The following is a 13,699-nucleotide window of genomic DNA, read 5'->3' as shown; positions in this document are numbered from 1 at the left end:
ACTTCCTCCAGACGACGGCCGCTGCCGTACCCCGGCGGCCTTCGCGCCTGATCTTCGGGCGCGAAGGGAAGGGCGAGGTTCTCCGGCGCCGGCCTCCGGGCCGCCGTTCCCGAGCAGGGCGCCGACCGGCCGCGGCGGAGCGCCCGGCGGCGGCGGTGCCTGTCGCGGCACCAGCCCGCCGGCCCGGGCCGCGGGCGGCCGGCCGGCCCGCGGCCCGCGCCGTTCAACAACCCCACATCCGCTCTCCCGGCACCGGTCACGCGGACGCCAACCGGCCTCGGAAGAACAGGGACGACGGGCCGCGCCCGCCGCCCGTTCGCCTCTTCCGCAACCGGCCCATGACCAGGAGAGAGCCATGACCGGCGCCACCACCCTCGAAAGCCCCCCGCTGCCCACCGCACCCACCCGCTACACCGTCGGCCTGGCCCGCGACGAGGCGGACGTACGGGCCGCGCAGCGGCTGCGGCACGACGTGTTCGCCGGCGAGATGGGAGCCCTGCTGGCCGGCCCGGAGCCGGGGTACGACATCGACGCCTTCGACGCGTACTGCGACCACCTGCTCGTGCGCGACACCGTCACCGGGCAGGTCGTCGGCACCTACCGGCTGCTGCCGCCGCAGCGCGCCGCCGTCGCCGGACGCCTCTACGCGGAGAGCGAGTTCGACCTCACCGCCCTGGACGCCATCCGGCCCGGCCTGGTCGAGGTCGGCCGCTCCTGCGTGCACCCCGACCACCGCGACGGCACGGTGATCGGACTGATCTGGGCCGGCATAGCGCGCTACATGGTGGCGGGCGGCCACGAATGGCTGGCCGGCTGCTGCTCGATCCCGCTCGCCGACGGCGGCGCCCTCGCCTCCGCCGCCTGGGAGCGGGTCGGCGCCAAGCACCTGGCGCCGCCGGAGTACCGCGTGCGGCCGCTGCTGCCGTGGATCCCGCGGGCCGCCCCCGCCGTCCCGGCCCCGCCCGCCGCCCGCTCCGAACTGCCCGCCCTGCTGCGCGGCTACCTCCGCCTGGGCGCCTGGGTGTGCGGCGAACCCGCCCACGACCCGGACTTCGGCGTCGCCGACCTGTACGTGCTGCTGTCGATGCGCCGGGTCAACCCGCGCTATCTGCGGCACTTCCTCTCGCTCGTCCCGGCCTGATGAGCGCCTGGCTGCCCAGCGCGCCCTGCACCCCGGGGACGTGCGTGCGGGCGACGGCGTCGGCGGCCGCCGTGCCGCGCGCCGTGCTGCGGCTCACGGCGGTCACGGCCCTGCTGCTCGCCGGCATCGTCCTCGTACCGCTCGGCCGGGGGTGCTCCCGCTCACGCGGGAGGATCCCCGCCGCCTGGGTCGCGCGCTGGTGCCGGGCGCTCGTACGGGCCTGCGGGGTGCGGGTCCGGATCACCGGCGCCGCCGCGCCCACCGGCGGGGTGCTGCTGGTGGCCAACCACGTCTCCTGGCTCGACGTACCCCTGCTGGCCGCGGTGCGCCCGGCCCGGATGCTCGCCAAGACCGAGATCCGCCGGTGGCCGGTGGCGGGCGCGCTCGCGGCCCGCGGGGGCGTGCTCTTCATCGAACGGGACCGGCTGCGCGCCCTGCCGCGGACCGTCGCGCGGATCGCCGCGGCGCTGCGGGCCGGCACCGCGGTCGCCGCCTTCCCCGAGGGCAGCACCTGGTGCGGCCGGGCCCAGGGGCGCTTCCGCCGGGCGGTCTTCCAGGCCGCCCTGGACGCCGGCGTACCGGTCCAGCCGGTCCGCATCCGCTACCGCCTGGCCGACGGCGCGGCGGACGGCACCGCCGCGGCCTTCGTCGGCGACGACTCCCTGCTCGCCTCGCTGTGGCGGGTGGCGTCGGCACGCGGCCTGACGGCCCAGGTGGACGTACTGCCCGCCATCGGACCGGGCGCCCACCCGGACCGCCGCGCCCTGGCCCGCGCCGCCCAGCCGGACGGCGCGGGCGGACCGGTCCGGACGCACCCGGTCCCGCCGGGGCGGCCCCGGCCGCCGAGGGATTCCCGGCGGCCGCGGGCTTCCCGGCGGCCGGGGAGGGACGGCGTCTCAGACGCGGCGCACGGTGTGCAGCGACTTGGCGTAGGTGCCCGTGCCGTCCAGGAGGGAGGCGCCGCCCAGGTCGGACATGGTGGGTCCGTCGACCGTCTTGCGGCTGGACAGGAAGCGCCGCTTGCCGGCCGCGTCCGGCCCCAGGTAGATCCCGACGTGATCGACCGTGACGGTCGTGGTGTCGTCCCCGGAGTCGGCGTTGAACAGCACCAGGTCCCCGGGCTGGAGCAGCGCCGCGGCCGGCGGGTTGACGCCGTCGGTGCGGTCGATCAGCACACCGGGCGCGTAGTTCGCGATGTCCCGTGACTTGCGCGGTATCCGCTCCCCGGTGGTGTCAGCGCCCGCCGCCATCGGCACGCCCATGTGGTAGCCGTAGACCATGCGGGTGTAGCCCGAGCAGTCGAGGTTGCCGACCTGCTTGCTGGACGGCCCGGTGTACAGGCCGTCGTCGAAGGTCCAGCCGACGTTCATGTACTCGTGGAAGTCTGCGCCCTCGTAGCGGTAGCCGTGCGGGTCCAGGTAGCCGTACCCGGCCTCGCCCAGCACCTGCCTGCCCTGCGCCGGTCCGGCCCCGGCGGTGACGGCGGGGGCGCCGGCGAGGAACATCGCCGCGAAGGCGAGCACGTCCGGCACGGTGGAGCCGGCCCAGCCGCGGATCGTCTGCTCCAGCTCCGTCGTCCAGGTGCCGTCGAAGGGCCTGGGCAGCACGCGCACCCAGTCGCCGTGGGTGACGCTCGGCGGCGTCTCCCAGTTGGCGGCGTCCACCTCGAAGCGGCTCACCGACAGCTTGACCGGCAGGTTGGTGCAGCCCTTGTTGGCGAGGGCGCGCAGCCCCACCCGGCCCGCGCCGAAGGTCGGGTCGCTCACGTCCACCGCCCACGCCGACGGCTCGGCCGAGGCCGAGCGCCAGGCCTTCGCCCGGATCCGGGCGCCCTCGCGGCGCACCCGGATCGTCCAGTCGGTGCCGGCCGCGTTGGCCGTGGCCAGGGTGAGCGCCGGGGCGAGCTGGGTGACCGTGTCGTCGACCTCCTTCTCCACGCGCAGTTCGACCGCGCCGGTGGTCAGGAAGGACAGCCGGGCCCGGTAGTTGTTGTGGGTGTCCTGGTAGCCGAAGGACAGCGCGTGGGAACAGGCCTGGCCGGCGGGCACCTTGTCGAAACGGGCCACGCAGCGCACGTCGACGTCGGTGATCGCGCCGTCGCGCAGACTCGCGTGCCGGCTGGCGTAGTCGGTGCTCAGCGTGATGACCCCGGCGCCGGGCACGACCGAGTAGTCGGTGTCGTCCGGGCCGAGCGTGGACCAGCTCCCGCCGCCCGGGGACGTTCCCCAGTAGGCGCGGTCGGCGGCTGGCAGCGAGGTGTCCGGCAGCGTGCGCCCGAAGTCGTCCACGAAGGGCCGCTTGTTCTCGGCGAACGTTCTTCGCGGGCCCGGCAGCAGCACGGTGCGCGCGCCGTGGGTGAGCAGCGCCACCCGTCTGCCGCCGGAGGTGACCTCCGTACGGGCCGGAGTGCCGGGCAGCACGGTGGCGGTGAGCGGGGCGGTCAGCGTCACCGGCGTGAAGTAGGAGGCGTCCAGCGCGGGCAGGGTCACCGAGGAACGGGCCGAGGTCAGTCCGGACGGCGCCGGCAGGGGATCCACGGTCACGGGGGCGGCGTCGGCGGCCCGGGCCGGGGCCGCGGCCAGGCCCCCGAGCGACGCGGAGGCGGCGGAGGCGGCGAAGGCGGCCAGCAGGCCGCGACGAGAGGTACGCATCATGGCAGCCATGATCCAGTGCCGCCCGGCGGGGCGGGGTGGCGGGCCGTCAGAACTCGCCGACCACCGGGGCGGACGCGGGCCCCGCACCCCGACGCGGTCCCGGACACCCTCGCAACACCGTTGCACGGCATGGCCGTTGGGAAGCGCATCCCGGCACGCCCGCCGGGACGGCGTGGCCCGCGCGGTCGGACCGGTCGGCCGGTTGGTCCGGTCAGTCCGGTCAGTCCGATACGGGCCCCGTGCCGTCCGGCCGGACCGCCCGGGCCAGATAGGGCGCCGTGGCGCTCCCCTCCGTCCGCGCCACCTCGGCCGGAGTGCCCGCGGCCACGATCCGGCCTCCCGCGTCACCGCCGCCCGGCCCCAGGTCGATCACCCAGTCGGCTCCCGCGACGACGGACATGTCGTGCTCGACGACGACCACGGTGTGCCCGGCGTCGACCAGCCCGTGCAACTGCCGCATCAGCACCTCGACATCGGCCGGGTGCAGACCGGTCGTCGGCTCGTCCAGGAGGTAGAGCGTGTGGCCGCGCCGCCCGCGCTGGAGCTCACTGGCCAGCTTGATGCGCTGCGCCTCACCGCCGGACAGCTCCGTCGCCGGCTGCCCCAGACGGAGGTAGCCGAGGCCCACCTCCAGAAGGGCGCCCAGGCTGCGGGCCACGGGCGGGGTGTCCGCGAAGAACTCCGCCGCGCCCTCCACGGTCAGGTCGAGCACCTGGGCGATGTTGCGCCCGCGGTAGGTCACTTCCAGCGTCTCGGGGTTGTACCGGGCGCCGCCGCACTCCGGGCACGGGGCGTAGGTGCTCGGCAGGAACAGCAGCTCCACGCTCACGAACCCCTCGCCCTGACAGGTCTCGCACCGCCCCCCGGCCACGTTGAAGGAGAACCGGCCGACGCCGTACCCGCGGGCGCGCGCCTCGTCCGTGTCCGCGAACACCTTCCGCACGGTGTCGAACAGGCCGGTGTAGGTGGCCAGGTTGGAGCGCGGGGTGCGGCCGATCGGCCTCTGGTCGACGGAGACCAGCCGCCCGACCCCCGGCAGGACCCCGGTGATCTCACCGATCAGCGTCGACTTGCCCGAACCCGACACGCCCGTGACCGCGGTGAGCACACCGAGCGGGAACCGCGCCGTCACCCCGCGCAGGTTGTGCCGGGTCACCGGCCCGACCGTCACCTCCCCGCGGGCCCGCCGGACCTCGCGCACCGGTCCGGCCGCCCGGCCGAACAGGAACCGGGCCGTGGCCGACCCGGCGACCTCGGCCAGCTCGGCGACGGGCCCGCTGTGCAGCACCCGGCCCCCGTGCTCCCCGGCGTGCGGGCCCACGTCCACGACCCAGTCGGCGCCGCGTACGACGTCCAGGTGGTGCTCCACCACGAACACGGAGTTGCCGGCCGCCTTCAGCCGCCGCAGCATCGTCAGCAGAGCCTCGGTGTCCGCCGGGTGCAGCCCCGCCGACGGCTCGTCCAGGACGTACACCACCCCGAACAGCCCGGACCGCAGCTGGGTGGCGAGCCGCAGCCGCTGGAGCTCACCGGCCGACAGGGTGGGCGCGGCCCGGTCCAGGCTCAGATAGCCGAGTCCGAGCTCCACGACGGGCGCGATACGGGACCTCAGATCGTCGGTGAGGACGCGGGCGGCCTCGGACGTGCCCGGCGGGCACGCGGCCAGTTCGCTCAGCGGCAGCGCGGCCAGTTCGGCGATGGTGCGCCCGGCGAAGGTGACGGCCAGCGCCTCGGGCCGCAGCCTGCCGCCGCCGCAGAGCGGGCACGGCTCGGCGGTCAGGAACCCCTCGGCCCTGGCCCGCAGGGCCGGGCTCTTCGAATCGGCGAACGTCTTCATCACGTACCGCCGGGCGCTCATGTACGTTCCCTGGTAGGGCCGTTGGATCCGGTCGGCGTCCCGCACCGGGTGCACGGTCACCACCGGCTGCTCGTCCGTGAACAGGATCCACTCCCGCTGCCCGGCGGGCAGTTCGCGCCAGGGCCGGTCGACGTCGTGACCGAGAGCGTCGAGGATGTCCCGCAGGTTCTTGCCCTGCCAGGCGCCCGGCCACGCGGCGATCGCGCCCTCGCGGATCGACAGCGAGGGATCGGGCACCAGCAGTTCCTCGCTCGTGCGGTGCACCCGCCCCAGCCCGTGGCACTCCGGGCAGGCCCCGGCCGCCGTGTTCGGCGAGAAGGCGTCCGAGTCGAGCCGTTCGGCGCCCGGCGGGTAGTCCCCGGCCCGGGAGAACAGCATCCGCAGCGAGTTGGACAGGTTCGTCACCGTCCCGACGGACGACCGGGCCGTCGGCGCCGCCCGCCGCTGCTGGAGCGAGACCGCGGGCGGCAACCCGCTGATCTCCCCGACCTTCGGCGCCCCCACCTGGTGGATCAGCCTCCGGGCGTACGGCGCCACCGACTCGAAGTACCGCCGCTGCGCCTCCGCGTAGACCGTCCCGAACGCCAGCGACGACTTCCCCGACCCCGACACCCCCGTGAACACGACCAGCGCGTCCCGCGGGATGTCCACGTCCACCCCGCGAAGGTTGTGCTCGCGGGCACCGCGGACACGGACGTACGGGTCGTGGGGGGTGTGCATGGCGTGACTCCGGGACGGGAGGGGCTCGGACGGGCGGGCAGGACGCGGACACGAGGACGGGCAAACCCCGCGATTCTACGCGAACACCGCTTCGGTCAGCCGGTCAGCCCACCCGCGGCGAGCCGGTCGCTCGGATACGGCGTGCGTCGAGCCGGTGTTCCGAGCCGACGGCATGACAGCGGGCTCGCTCACATCACCCCAAGTGACGTGAGCGAGCCCGTTGTGCCGCTCGGAAGCCGTGCGCGGCCCTACTCCACCGTGAGCGCCACGAACGCCGCCCACTCGTCCCGGCCGACCCGCAGCACCGGTCCACCGCCCGCGCCCTTCGTGTCCCGTACGTACACGGCGTCCAGGCCGGCGGCCACCTCGACGCAGTCGCCACCGTTCGTCCCGCTGTAGCTGCTCTTGAACCAGTCCAGTTCAGCGGTCCGAGAGGTGTACCGATCGGTGCTCATAGCTGCCCTGCCATGCGCTCGATGAGACGAGAGGACTCCTCGGCGTTGAGGGCCTGCGCGCGCAGCATCCCATACCGCCTCGGTCTGCAACAGCCCAGAGATGAGCAGGGGATCGTAGGAGAACCTGCTCAGCGCCTCGGCCAGCTGGGCGGTGCCGGACTGCCAGTGAATCCACTCTGTAGCCCCGCCCTTGGCGGTGATCTTCCCGCGCTTGTGGTCTGCCGCAGTGAATCCGGTATTTACTGCGATGAAGCCCCGGAAGGGTGGGCGTCACAGATTGCATCGGTGATTACCGACAGTTGCTTGTCGGGGGTGACGGCTCATGGCGAACAACAGAGCCGATCCGGCTGCCTGATGGCACCACCCTCCCTTTCCCCTCGCGGATTGAGTGGAAGAGTTCGCCCAGGTCGCCGCGAGTGCGACGTCGGGTGTCGGCCTTCTACGGCCGAGTGCGTGGGCGAGCTCCGTTCAGTACGGAGTCGAGCAGGCCGGGGAACAACGCGTCCAGGTCGTCACGACGAAGCCGCACCAGCCGGGATCGGCCCTTGACGGTGGTCCAGGTGACCCCCGCCTCGCGCAGCACCCGGTAGTGGTGGGACAGCGTCGTCTGGTGAACGTCCAGGTCGCCGCCGATGGCGTTGCAGCTCTCCTCACCGGTCACGGCGAGACGCTGGATGATCTCCAGTCGCACCGGATCGGCCAGCGCACGCAGCACCTCCACCATCCGGATCGCCTCGGTCGCCGGCTGGGACACCTCACGCATCGCTTCCCTCCATCCGTGCCAGGACCTGAGCTTATCCACTCATTGATTCATGGACAAGCATCCATGTATTGCTTACAGTGCCGATCACCTACCTACGCGGCACCCCGGAAAGGCGGAACGATCCTTGTTGAAACGACTCCTTCCCCTGGCCCTGGCGACGTTCGCCGTCGGCACCGACGGCTACGTCATCGCGGGCTTGCTCCCTTCCATCGCTGCCGACCTTGCAGTGTCCACCCCGGCGGCCGGTCAGCTGGTGACGGTCTTCGCCTTGACGCTGGCGTTGTCGGCGCCGGTGATGGGAGCGCTCACCAGTGCCCTGGATCGGCGGTCGGCATTGCTGATTGCATTGGGTGTGTTCGTGATCGGCAACGCTGTCACCGCCTTGGGCACCAGTTACGAGGTGGTGATGGCGGCCCGGATCGTCACCGCCGTGGGAGCGGGCATCATCATCTCCGCTGCCTCCAGCACCGCGGCGGCCATCGCTCCGCCGGAACGCCGTGGCCGGGCCCTGGCCTTCGTGTTGGGCGGCCTGACCTCGGCGACCGCGCTGGGACTGCCGCTCGGCACGCTGATCGGCCGCACCGACTGGCACATCACCCTGTGGGCCGTCGCCGGGATCGGCCTGCTGGCGATCGTCGGCATCATCGTCGGCCTCCCCAGCGTGATGCTCCCCGCCGCCTCGCTGCCTGACCGCCTGCGTCCGCTCCAGCAGGGCCGCGTACTGGCACTGCTGGCGGTCACCTCCCTCGCTTTCCTCGGTGCCTACACCCTCTACACCTACATCGCCCCGGCGCTGCGGGACGCCACCGGCGGCAACGAGTCGCTACTGACCCTGATCCTGCTGGCCTGGGGCGTCGGCACCCTGGCCGGGAACATCACCGCCGGACGCCTGGTCGACCGTCACGACTCCGCCCGCGTCCTCACCGGCTCCCTCGCCCTCGCGGCTCTCGCCCTGGCACTGACCCCGCTGGCGACACGCGCCCTCGCGCCCACCCTGGTCTGGGCGGCGGTCTGGGGCGTGAGTGTCGGCGTCATCGTCGTCCCGCAGCAGCACCGGCTCATCGCCCTCAGCCCCGCCGCCGCGCCGGTCCTGCTCGGTCTCAACTCCTCCGCGCTCTACATCGGCGTCGCCCTCGGCGGCGGTTTCGGCGGGCTGGCACAGGAGTCGTTCGGGCTTGCCCCGGCAAAACTTGGGCCAGTGGCTGCCGGCGTCACCGTCCTCACCCTCCTCTGGCACCTCGGGACCACGCGTCGCCCCGTCGCGCCCGTCCCCGTGACGCCAGCGCCGACCTCGGCCGGCCCGGAGAGGTCCAAGGCGTGACCGGTCCCTCCTCATGGTGCCCCGTCCTCGGGGGCGATCTCCCAACACTCCTCCAGGAGCTGGCGGACGATTTCGGCGATGTCCAGGGCGTTGTGGAAGATCACCGCGTTCGCGAGCAGAGAGCTGAACTTCACCGCCTTCTCCTGCTCGACCAGCCCGCCGGACAGGATCACCCCCGCCCGCGTCCGCCGGGACTTTCGGCACATCCGTCCAGCGACCGCCTGCCCGGCCCAGGCACCGAAACCCTCCCGGCCCGGCCCCGGACGACCACCGGGCCGAAGGAACACCCTGCCCGCACCCCGCCACGACGTGCACACACCCCGCAAAACACAGCGGGCGCAACGGCGAACGAAGAAGTCGACTACTCCACGCCCCCGCCGCACAGGTTGAAGATCAAGCTAGGGCGTGTATCGAAAGTTCTGGTCACCGGCGTGACACCGCCTAAAATGGCATGCGCTCTTCGTCCGGTCGTGCTGGGATCAATCGCTATGAATGATCATTTCTTTGACGAAGCCGACTTGACGAACAGGATGGAACGGAACCTGGCGGAACACGCCTGTCATCTGCACCGGAGTATGTCTGGCGCGATCGTCACGGAGGCTGGTGACCTCCTGGTCGCGGACAGTGGCCTGGACGACGACACGTTCAACATCGTTGCCACGGCCCGCTTCACCGCCGCCAGCGCCGCGGCCCGCATCACCGAGACCGCCGGGACGCTGGCCGGCACCGGCCGTCGTTTCTCCTGGTGGGTGGGGCCTGCCTCGACGCCGCTGGACCTCACCGCCCGCCTGACGGCGGCCGGTCTGCCGGTGTCCGAACGCGAGACGGCGATGTGGGCCGAACTGGACGACACCCTGCCGCCTCCCGCAGTCCCGGGACTGGACATCCGGAAGGTGACCACACCCAAGCAGCTCGCCGACTACGCCACGGTCCTCGCCGCGAACTGGAACCCGCCCGCCGAAACCGTCCGCGACTTCTTCGCTCGAGCCGCCCCGCAGGCACTGGCCGCGGCCTGCCCGGCCCGATACCTGGTGGGCTACGTGGAAAACCGTCCGGTCTGCTCCGCCGAGGTGTTCCACCACGCGGGAGTCGCCGGCATCTACAACATCTCCACCCTGGCCGCCCACCGCCGGCGCGGCTACGGCGGTGCCATCACGCTCGCGGCACTCAGCACGGCCCGCGAGCGAGACCACCGCATCGCGGTCTTGCAGGCGTCGGCCGACGGCGAGCCCGTCTACCGCCGCCTGGGGTTCCGCTCCTGCGGCCAGTTCGTCGAACATGCCATCAACACCTGAACCGCCAAGACGCCACAAGCTGTCCGTCCGCCATCCCTGAATGGGCCGGTCACAGCCACTCATTGATGGCCGCTGGCGTTGTCGAAGCGCCGCAGGTAAGCCTGCCAGAGCCGGTCAGCGTCGGCGGGAGTTGCGTCGACGCCTGACCACCACAGCCAGACCGCAGGGGCACGGTGGCCAGGGCCCGTCGCAGCCGGTCCGCATCCACCCGGCCGCGGGCCAACGCCGCGTAAAGCCCTCCGTGGCCACGGCGGTGTTCGCCCACCAGTGACAGCTCGGCCAGTGACCTGACCGGCCCGTCGCTGCGTAGAACAGCATCAGTCAGCTCGAACAACACGTCCGAACGAGCGGCGAGACAGGAGTAGAACTCGCGTCGAGAGCACGACAGTTGCGTCAAGGCCTCTTGCCGGTTGTCGCGGTGTAGCAGACTCGTCCTCACGGCCTTCGTGCTGGACGTGTGTGTTCCTTGGTCGGAGCACATGTTCAGACGAAGGCCGCTTCCGCGTCCGCCCGATACCGAACCGAGTGATCAAGTTCGAGCCGCCATTCGACGCCGGACGTTAAAGATCAGGTTAGTGAACGCCCTGGCCAATCAGTCTCGTTGAGGGGGCAGGACTGAAGTCACGGACGTAGCCGGTCTCATTTCGGGCCGCCCCGGGACGCGCGTCGTCTGGAGATGCTGACCTTCGAGGAAGCCCACGATCTGTTCCGCCTGCTCCAGCTCATCGCGGGCGAGGGCCTGGAGGAGCTGTCTGCGGAAGCGGAGATCGCCGCGCGCATTCCTTCGGAGAACTGACTTGGTCTGCTGGCGACGGCTACTGTCACGTCGTCAGATGCCGCCAAGGCCAGGAAGGTCCGTGCGCCGACATGCAGGTTGAATCAGCCAAGCTTTGGCGCAGCGTCTGGAACCGCTGACACACGCGCAGCGTTCTTCACATACTGACATGGTGAGCAGGTGACGCCGGGGGGACATATGGGCACTACAGCGAACGCCGATCCACCTGCCCAGCCCCCGAGTGGGGACGGAACACCTGCCCCCGCTGGTCGTCGGCTGGGCGAGGTCGCCGCAGCGGTGTCAGCGGTCGCAGCGGTGCTCGGTGTCGTTGTGGGCTTTCTCGGGTTACCTGCCGTGCTTCGGTCGCCGACTTCGAAGGAGCCGGTGATTGTGAAGGTCACCGTGACGGCTACGGCTACCGCCTCGGCTGAGGGGGATTCTGCTGAGACAGCGCCTGCGCCGTCGGGCAAAGCCGGCCCATCGGGCACGGGTTCACCCTCGCCCAGCTCGGCGGAATCGGCTGAGTTCGACCTGGTCCAGGGGTATGGCTTCGACCTCGATGCCTCTCCCATCCGTCCGGCAAAGCTGGAGGCCGGTAAGGGTTACGACTTCTACTGGAGCGATGACCAGGCTGTGCTGGTGGCCCGCGATGGCCAGATGATCGACGCTGGTGAGAGCACGCTCAAAGGGTGTCTTGGTTCCACCAGGTACAGCATGTTCCTGGATACTTACGCTGTCGCTGTCGGACAGACAGTATGCGTGATCACCGGCAGTCGTGTCGGGCTCATCGAGTTCACGAAGATCGATGCCGCAGAGCCCACCTACATCTCGATGAAAGTCACAGCCTGGCCCAAGCCCTGACTATCAGAGGCGACATTGTCAAGCCGACGGGCTGGGGGCAGTCCTGGGTCTGGCCGGACGCGCCGTCTCAGGCTCTCCGCATGATGGAGCAAGCCCAAGCCCTGGACCTCGCCCTCACGTTCATGGAGCAGAGCCAGCGCGAGGACGAACCATCTCTCGCCGTGGATACCGGGCGAGTCCGCGAGCAACGGCTTGCTGATCGTGCCCTACAACTCCGTTCAGTACCTTGCCTCGCGGGATGTGCGGGACCAGTTGCTGGACTGCTGGCCGATCCTGGTCGACCTCAACACCGGAGACGTCCGGTTCGACGCCGATACCCGTCTTGTCGTCGTGGTCGGACGGCCGCTCGCCGGGAACCGCAACGACTGCAAGGCATGGGAGGAGTCCGGCACCAAGGCCGCCGTCGGCAACACCCTCACCATCGCCGACGGCGGCTACCCGGGCACCGGACTCGTCATCCCTCACCGCCGCAAGCACGGCCAGAGCGAACTCCCGGACTGGAAAGAGGAACACAACAAGTCCCACAAGCAGGTCCGGGCCCGCGTCGAGCACGTCTTCGCCCGCATGTAGACCTGGAAGATCCTCCGCGACTGCCGCCTCGAAGGCGACGGCGTCCACCACGCCATGCTCGGCATCGCCCGGATGCACGACCTCGCCGTCGCCGGATAGGTAAGCGTGCCGCACGGCGGCCCGCTTGCCCGAGGCGACTTCAAGATCTTTGCGGGACAGCCCTTAGTCGTCCAGCCGGACCGGCATCAGCAGCGAGAACGCATGCTCGTCGTCGGGGCGGCGGATCACGAGGGGCGCGGTGGGGGCGCCGAACTCCAGGAGCAGTTCCTCCCGGGCGCCCGCCTCGAGTGCCTGGAGCAGGAACTCGCGGTTGAAGGCCATGCGGGTCCCCTCGTCGTCGCCGTCCTCGCGGACGGTCACGGTGCCGTCGTCCGAGACGGCGAGCACGCTGAGGTCGTAGGGCGCCTGGTCCTGCGCACGGACCTCGCTCGCCCGGACGGGACCGGTCAGGAGCATCTTCCGGAAGGCCGCCGTGTCGACCGGCACACGGCGCCCGGCCGGCAGGCCGACGAGGCGGCGGTAGTCGGGGAAGTCGTGGTCGAGGCACCGGCCGGCCGTCTGCCGGTCCCCGGCCTCAAGCGTCACGCGGCCACCGTCGACGGCGAGCCGGACGAGTTCCCCACCGCTCAGCAGCGCCCGCATCGCCTCCGCGAGCGGCAGGGGCACGACGACCTGCGCACGGGGGCCGTCGTGCCCGCTGGTGCGTGCCCGCGCCACGGCCATCCGGTATCGGTCGGTGGCCACGGCTCGCAGTTCGTCGCCCTCGATGTCGAGCAGGACTCCGGCGAGCATCGGCAGCTCCGGGTCGGCACTGGCCGCGAAACGGACCGCGTCCAGTGCGGCGGCCAGCTCCGGCGCCGGGACGGACAGCCGGGCGGCGGAGGTACGGAGCGAGGTCATCGGGTTCTCCCTTGTGTCGAGTAGTGCGCGGAGCGCGGAGAACTCGTCGCGGGCACCGGACAGTCCGAGTTCGAGACGGCGCAGGTGCGCGTCGAGCAGCCCGCGCACCAGCTCCGTGTCCGGGCCGGACCAGCCGGCCAGCACCAGCCGGATGTCCGCCAGCGGCATGCCGGCCCGGCGCAGCCGGGCCAGCAACCGGGCCTCGTCGCACTGCTCGGGGCCGTACCAGCGGTAGCCGCTGACCGGGTCCACCCAGGCGGGGACCAGCACACCGGCACGGTCGTAGAAGCGCAGCGCGCTCACGCCCAGGCCGCTGTCCCGCGCCATTTCCCCGATGCTGCGCATGTCGTTCTCCACACCCGGGACTCTGGGCCCTCGACCAGGTC

General features: G+C 71.7%; 10 protein-coding genes and 4 pseudogenes. 7 read left to right on the top strand and 7 right to left on the bottom strand.

The window, feature by feature from the left end:
- The first annotated feature begins 355 nt into the window (after positions 1-355).
- On the top strand, positions 356-1,141 hold the full coding sequence (locus ACF061_RS23225) for a GNAT family N-acetyltransferase (protein WP_392268854.1): 786 nt from the start codon (positions 356-358) through the stop codon (positions 1,139-1,141).
- Positions 1,141-1,935 (top strand): annotated as a pseudogene (locus tag ACF061_RS23220) (lysophospholipid acyltransferase family protein); the annotation flags it as partial. The gene ACF061_RS23225 and the pseudogene ACF061_RS23220, both read left to right, overlap by 1 nt.
- 102 nt (positions 1,936-2,037) lie before the next feature.
- On the opposite strand, the gene ACF061_RS23215 reads toward ACF061_RS23220, so the two are convergent.
- The 4 genes from ACF061_RS23215 to ACF061_RS23200 all read right to left on the bottom strand — a co-directional run bounded on the left by ACF061_RS23215 (position 2,038) and on the right by ACF061_RS23200 (position 7,591).
- Positions 2,038-3,795: an NlpC/P60 family protein gene (locus ACF061_RS23215; protein ID WP_392268853.1), complete on the bottom strand. Its 1,758-nt coding sequence runs from the start codon at positions 3,793-3,795 to the stop codon at positions 2,038-2,040.
- 220 nt (positions 3,796-4,015) lie between these two features.
- On the bottom strand, positions 4,016-6,373 hold the full coding sequence (locus ACF061_RS23210; RefSeq protein WP_392268852.1) for an ATP-binding cassette domain-containing protein: 2,358 nt from the start codon (positions 6,371-6,373) through the stop codon (positions 4,016-4,018).
- 248 nt (positions 6,374-6,621) lie between these two features.
- On the bottom strand, positions 6,622-6,828 hold the full coding sequence (locus tag ACF061_RS23205; RefSeq protein WP_392268851.1) for a DUF397 domain-containing protein: 207 nt from the start codon (positions 6,826-6,828) through the stop codon (positions 6,622-6,624).
- Between the two features lie 439 nt (positions 6,829-7,267).
- A complete protein-coding gene (locus ACF061_RS23200; protein ID WP_137981170.1) occupies positions 7,268-7,591 on the bottom strand; it encodes a helix-turn-helix transcriptional regulator in 324 nt (107 codons plus the stop codon).
- A gap of 124 nt (positions 7,592-7,715) precedes the next feature.
- Between ACF061_RS23200 and ACF061_RS23195 the strand changes: the two genes are divergently transcribed.
- Complete coding sequence (locus ACF061_RS23195; RefSeq protein WP_392268850.1) at positions 7,716-8,912, top strand: MFS transporter; 1,197 nt, start codon at positions 7,716-7,718, stop codon at positions 8,910-8,912.
- 11 nt (positions 8,913-8,923) lie between these two features.
- Here the strand turns inward: ACF061_RS23195 and ACF061_RS23190 are convergent, their stop codons facing one another.
- A complete protein-coding gene (locus ACF061_RS23190; RefSeq protein WP_392268985.1) occupies positions 8,924-9,118 on the bottom strand; it encodes a Tn3 family transposase in 195 nt (64 codons plus the stop codon).
- Here ACF061_RS23190 and ACF061_RS23185 point away from each other — a divergent pair.
- Both ACF061_RS23185 and ACF061_RS23180 read left to right on the top strand, forming a co-directional pair.
- Positions 9,066-9,302, top strand: a pseudogene (locus tag ACF061_RS23185) (transposase); the annotation flags it as partial. The gene ACF061_RS23190 and the pseudogene ACF061_RS23185 overlap by 53 nt on opposite strands.
- Before the next feature lie 140 nt (positions 9,303-9,442).
- Positions 9,443-10,207, top strand: coding sequence for a GNAT family N-acetyltransferase (locus ACF061_RS23180; protein ID WP_392268975.1), 765 nt, complete (start codon positions 9,443-9,445; stop codon positions 10,205-10,207).
- A 142-nt stretch (positions 10,208-10,349) separates the two neighbouring features.
- Here ACF061_RS23180 and ACF061_RS23175 read toward each other — a convergent pair.
- Positions 10,350-10,688: pseudogene (locus ACF061_RS23175) on the bottom strand (transposase); the annotation flags it as partial.
- Between the two features lie 684 nt (positions 10,689-11,372).
- On the opposite strand from ACF061_RS23175, the gene ACF061_RS23170 reads away from it, so the two are divergent.
- A complete protein-coding gene (locus ACF061_RS23170; protein ID WP_392268849.1) occupies positions 11,373-11,843 on the top strand; it encodes a hypothetical protein in 471 nt (156 codons plus the stop codon).
- A 297-nt stretch (positions 11,844-12,140) separates the two neighbouring features.
- Positions 12,141-12,512 (top strand): annotated as a pseudogene (locus ACF061_RS23165) (transposase); the annotation flags it as partial.
- 63 nt (positions 12,513-12,575) lie between these two features.
- On the opposite strand, the gene ACF061_RS23160 reads toward ACF061_RS23165, so the two are convergent.
- Entirely contained in the window at positions 12,576-13,658 is a 1,083-nt protein-coding gene (locus ACF061_RS23160; RefSeq protein WP_392268848.1) for a MerR family transcriptional regulator, read from the bottom strand.
- Positions 13,659-13,699 lie beyond the last annotated feature (41 nt).

It is taken from the genome of Streptomyces sp. NPDC015220, assembly GCF_043079345.1.
Taxonomy (GTDB): domain Bacteria; phylum Actinomycetota; class Actinomycetes; order Streptomycetales; family Streptomycetaceae; genus Streptomyces.
The sequence above is the reverse complement of the archived record's forward strand: the minus strand, read 5'-3'. Positions and strand labels throughout refer to the sequence as shown.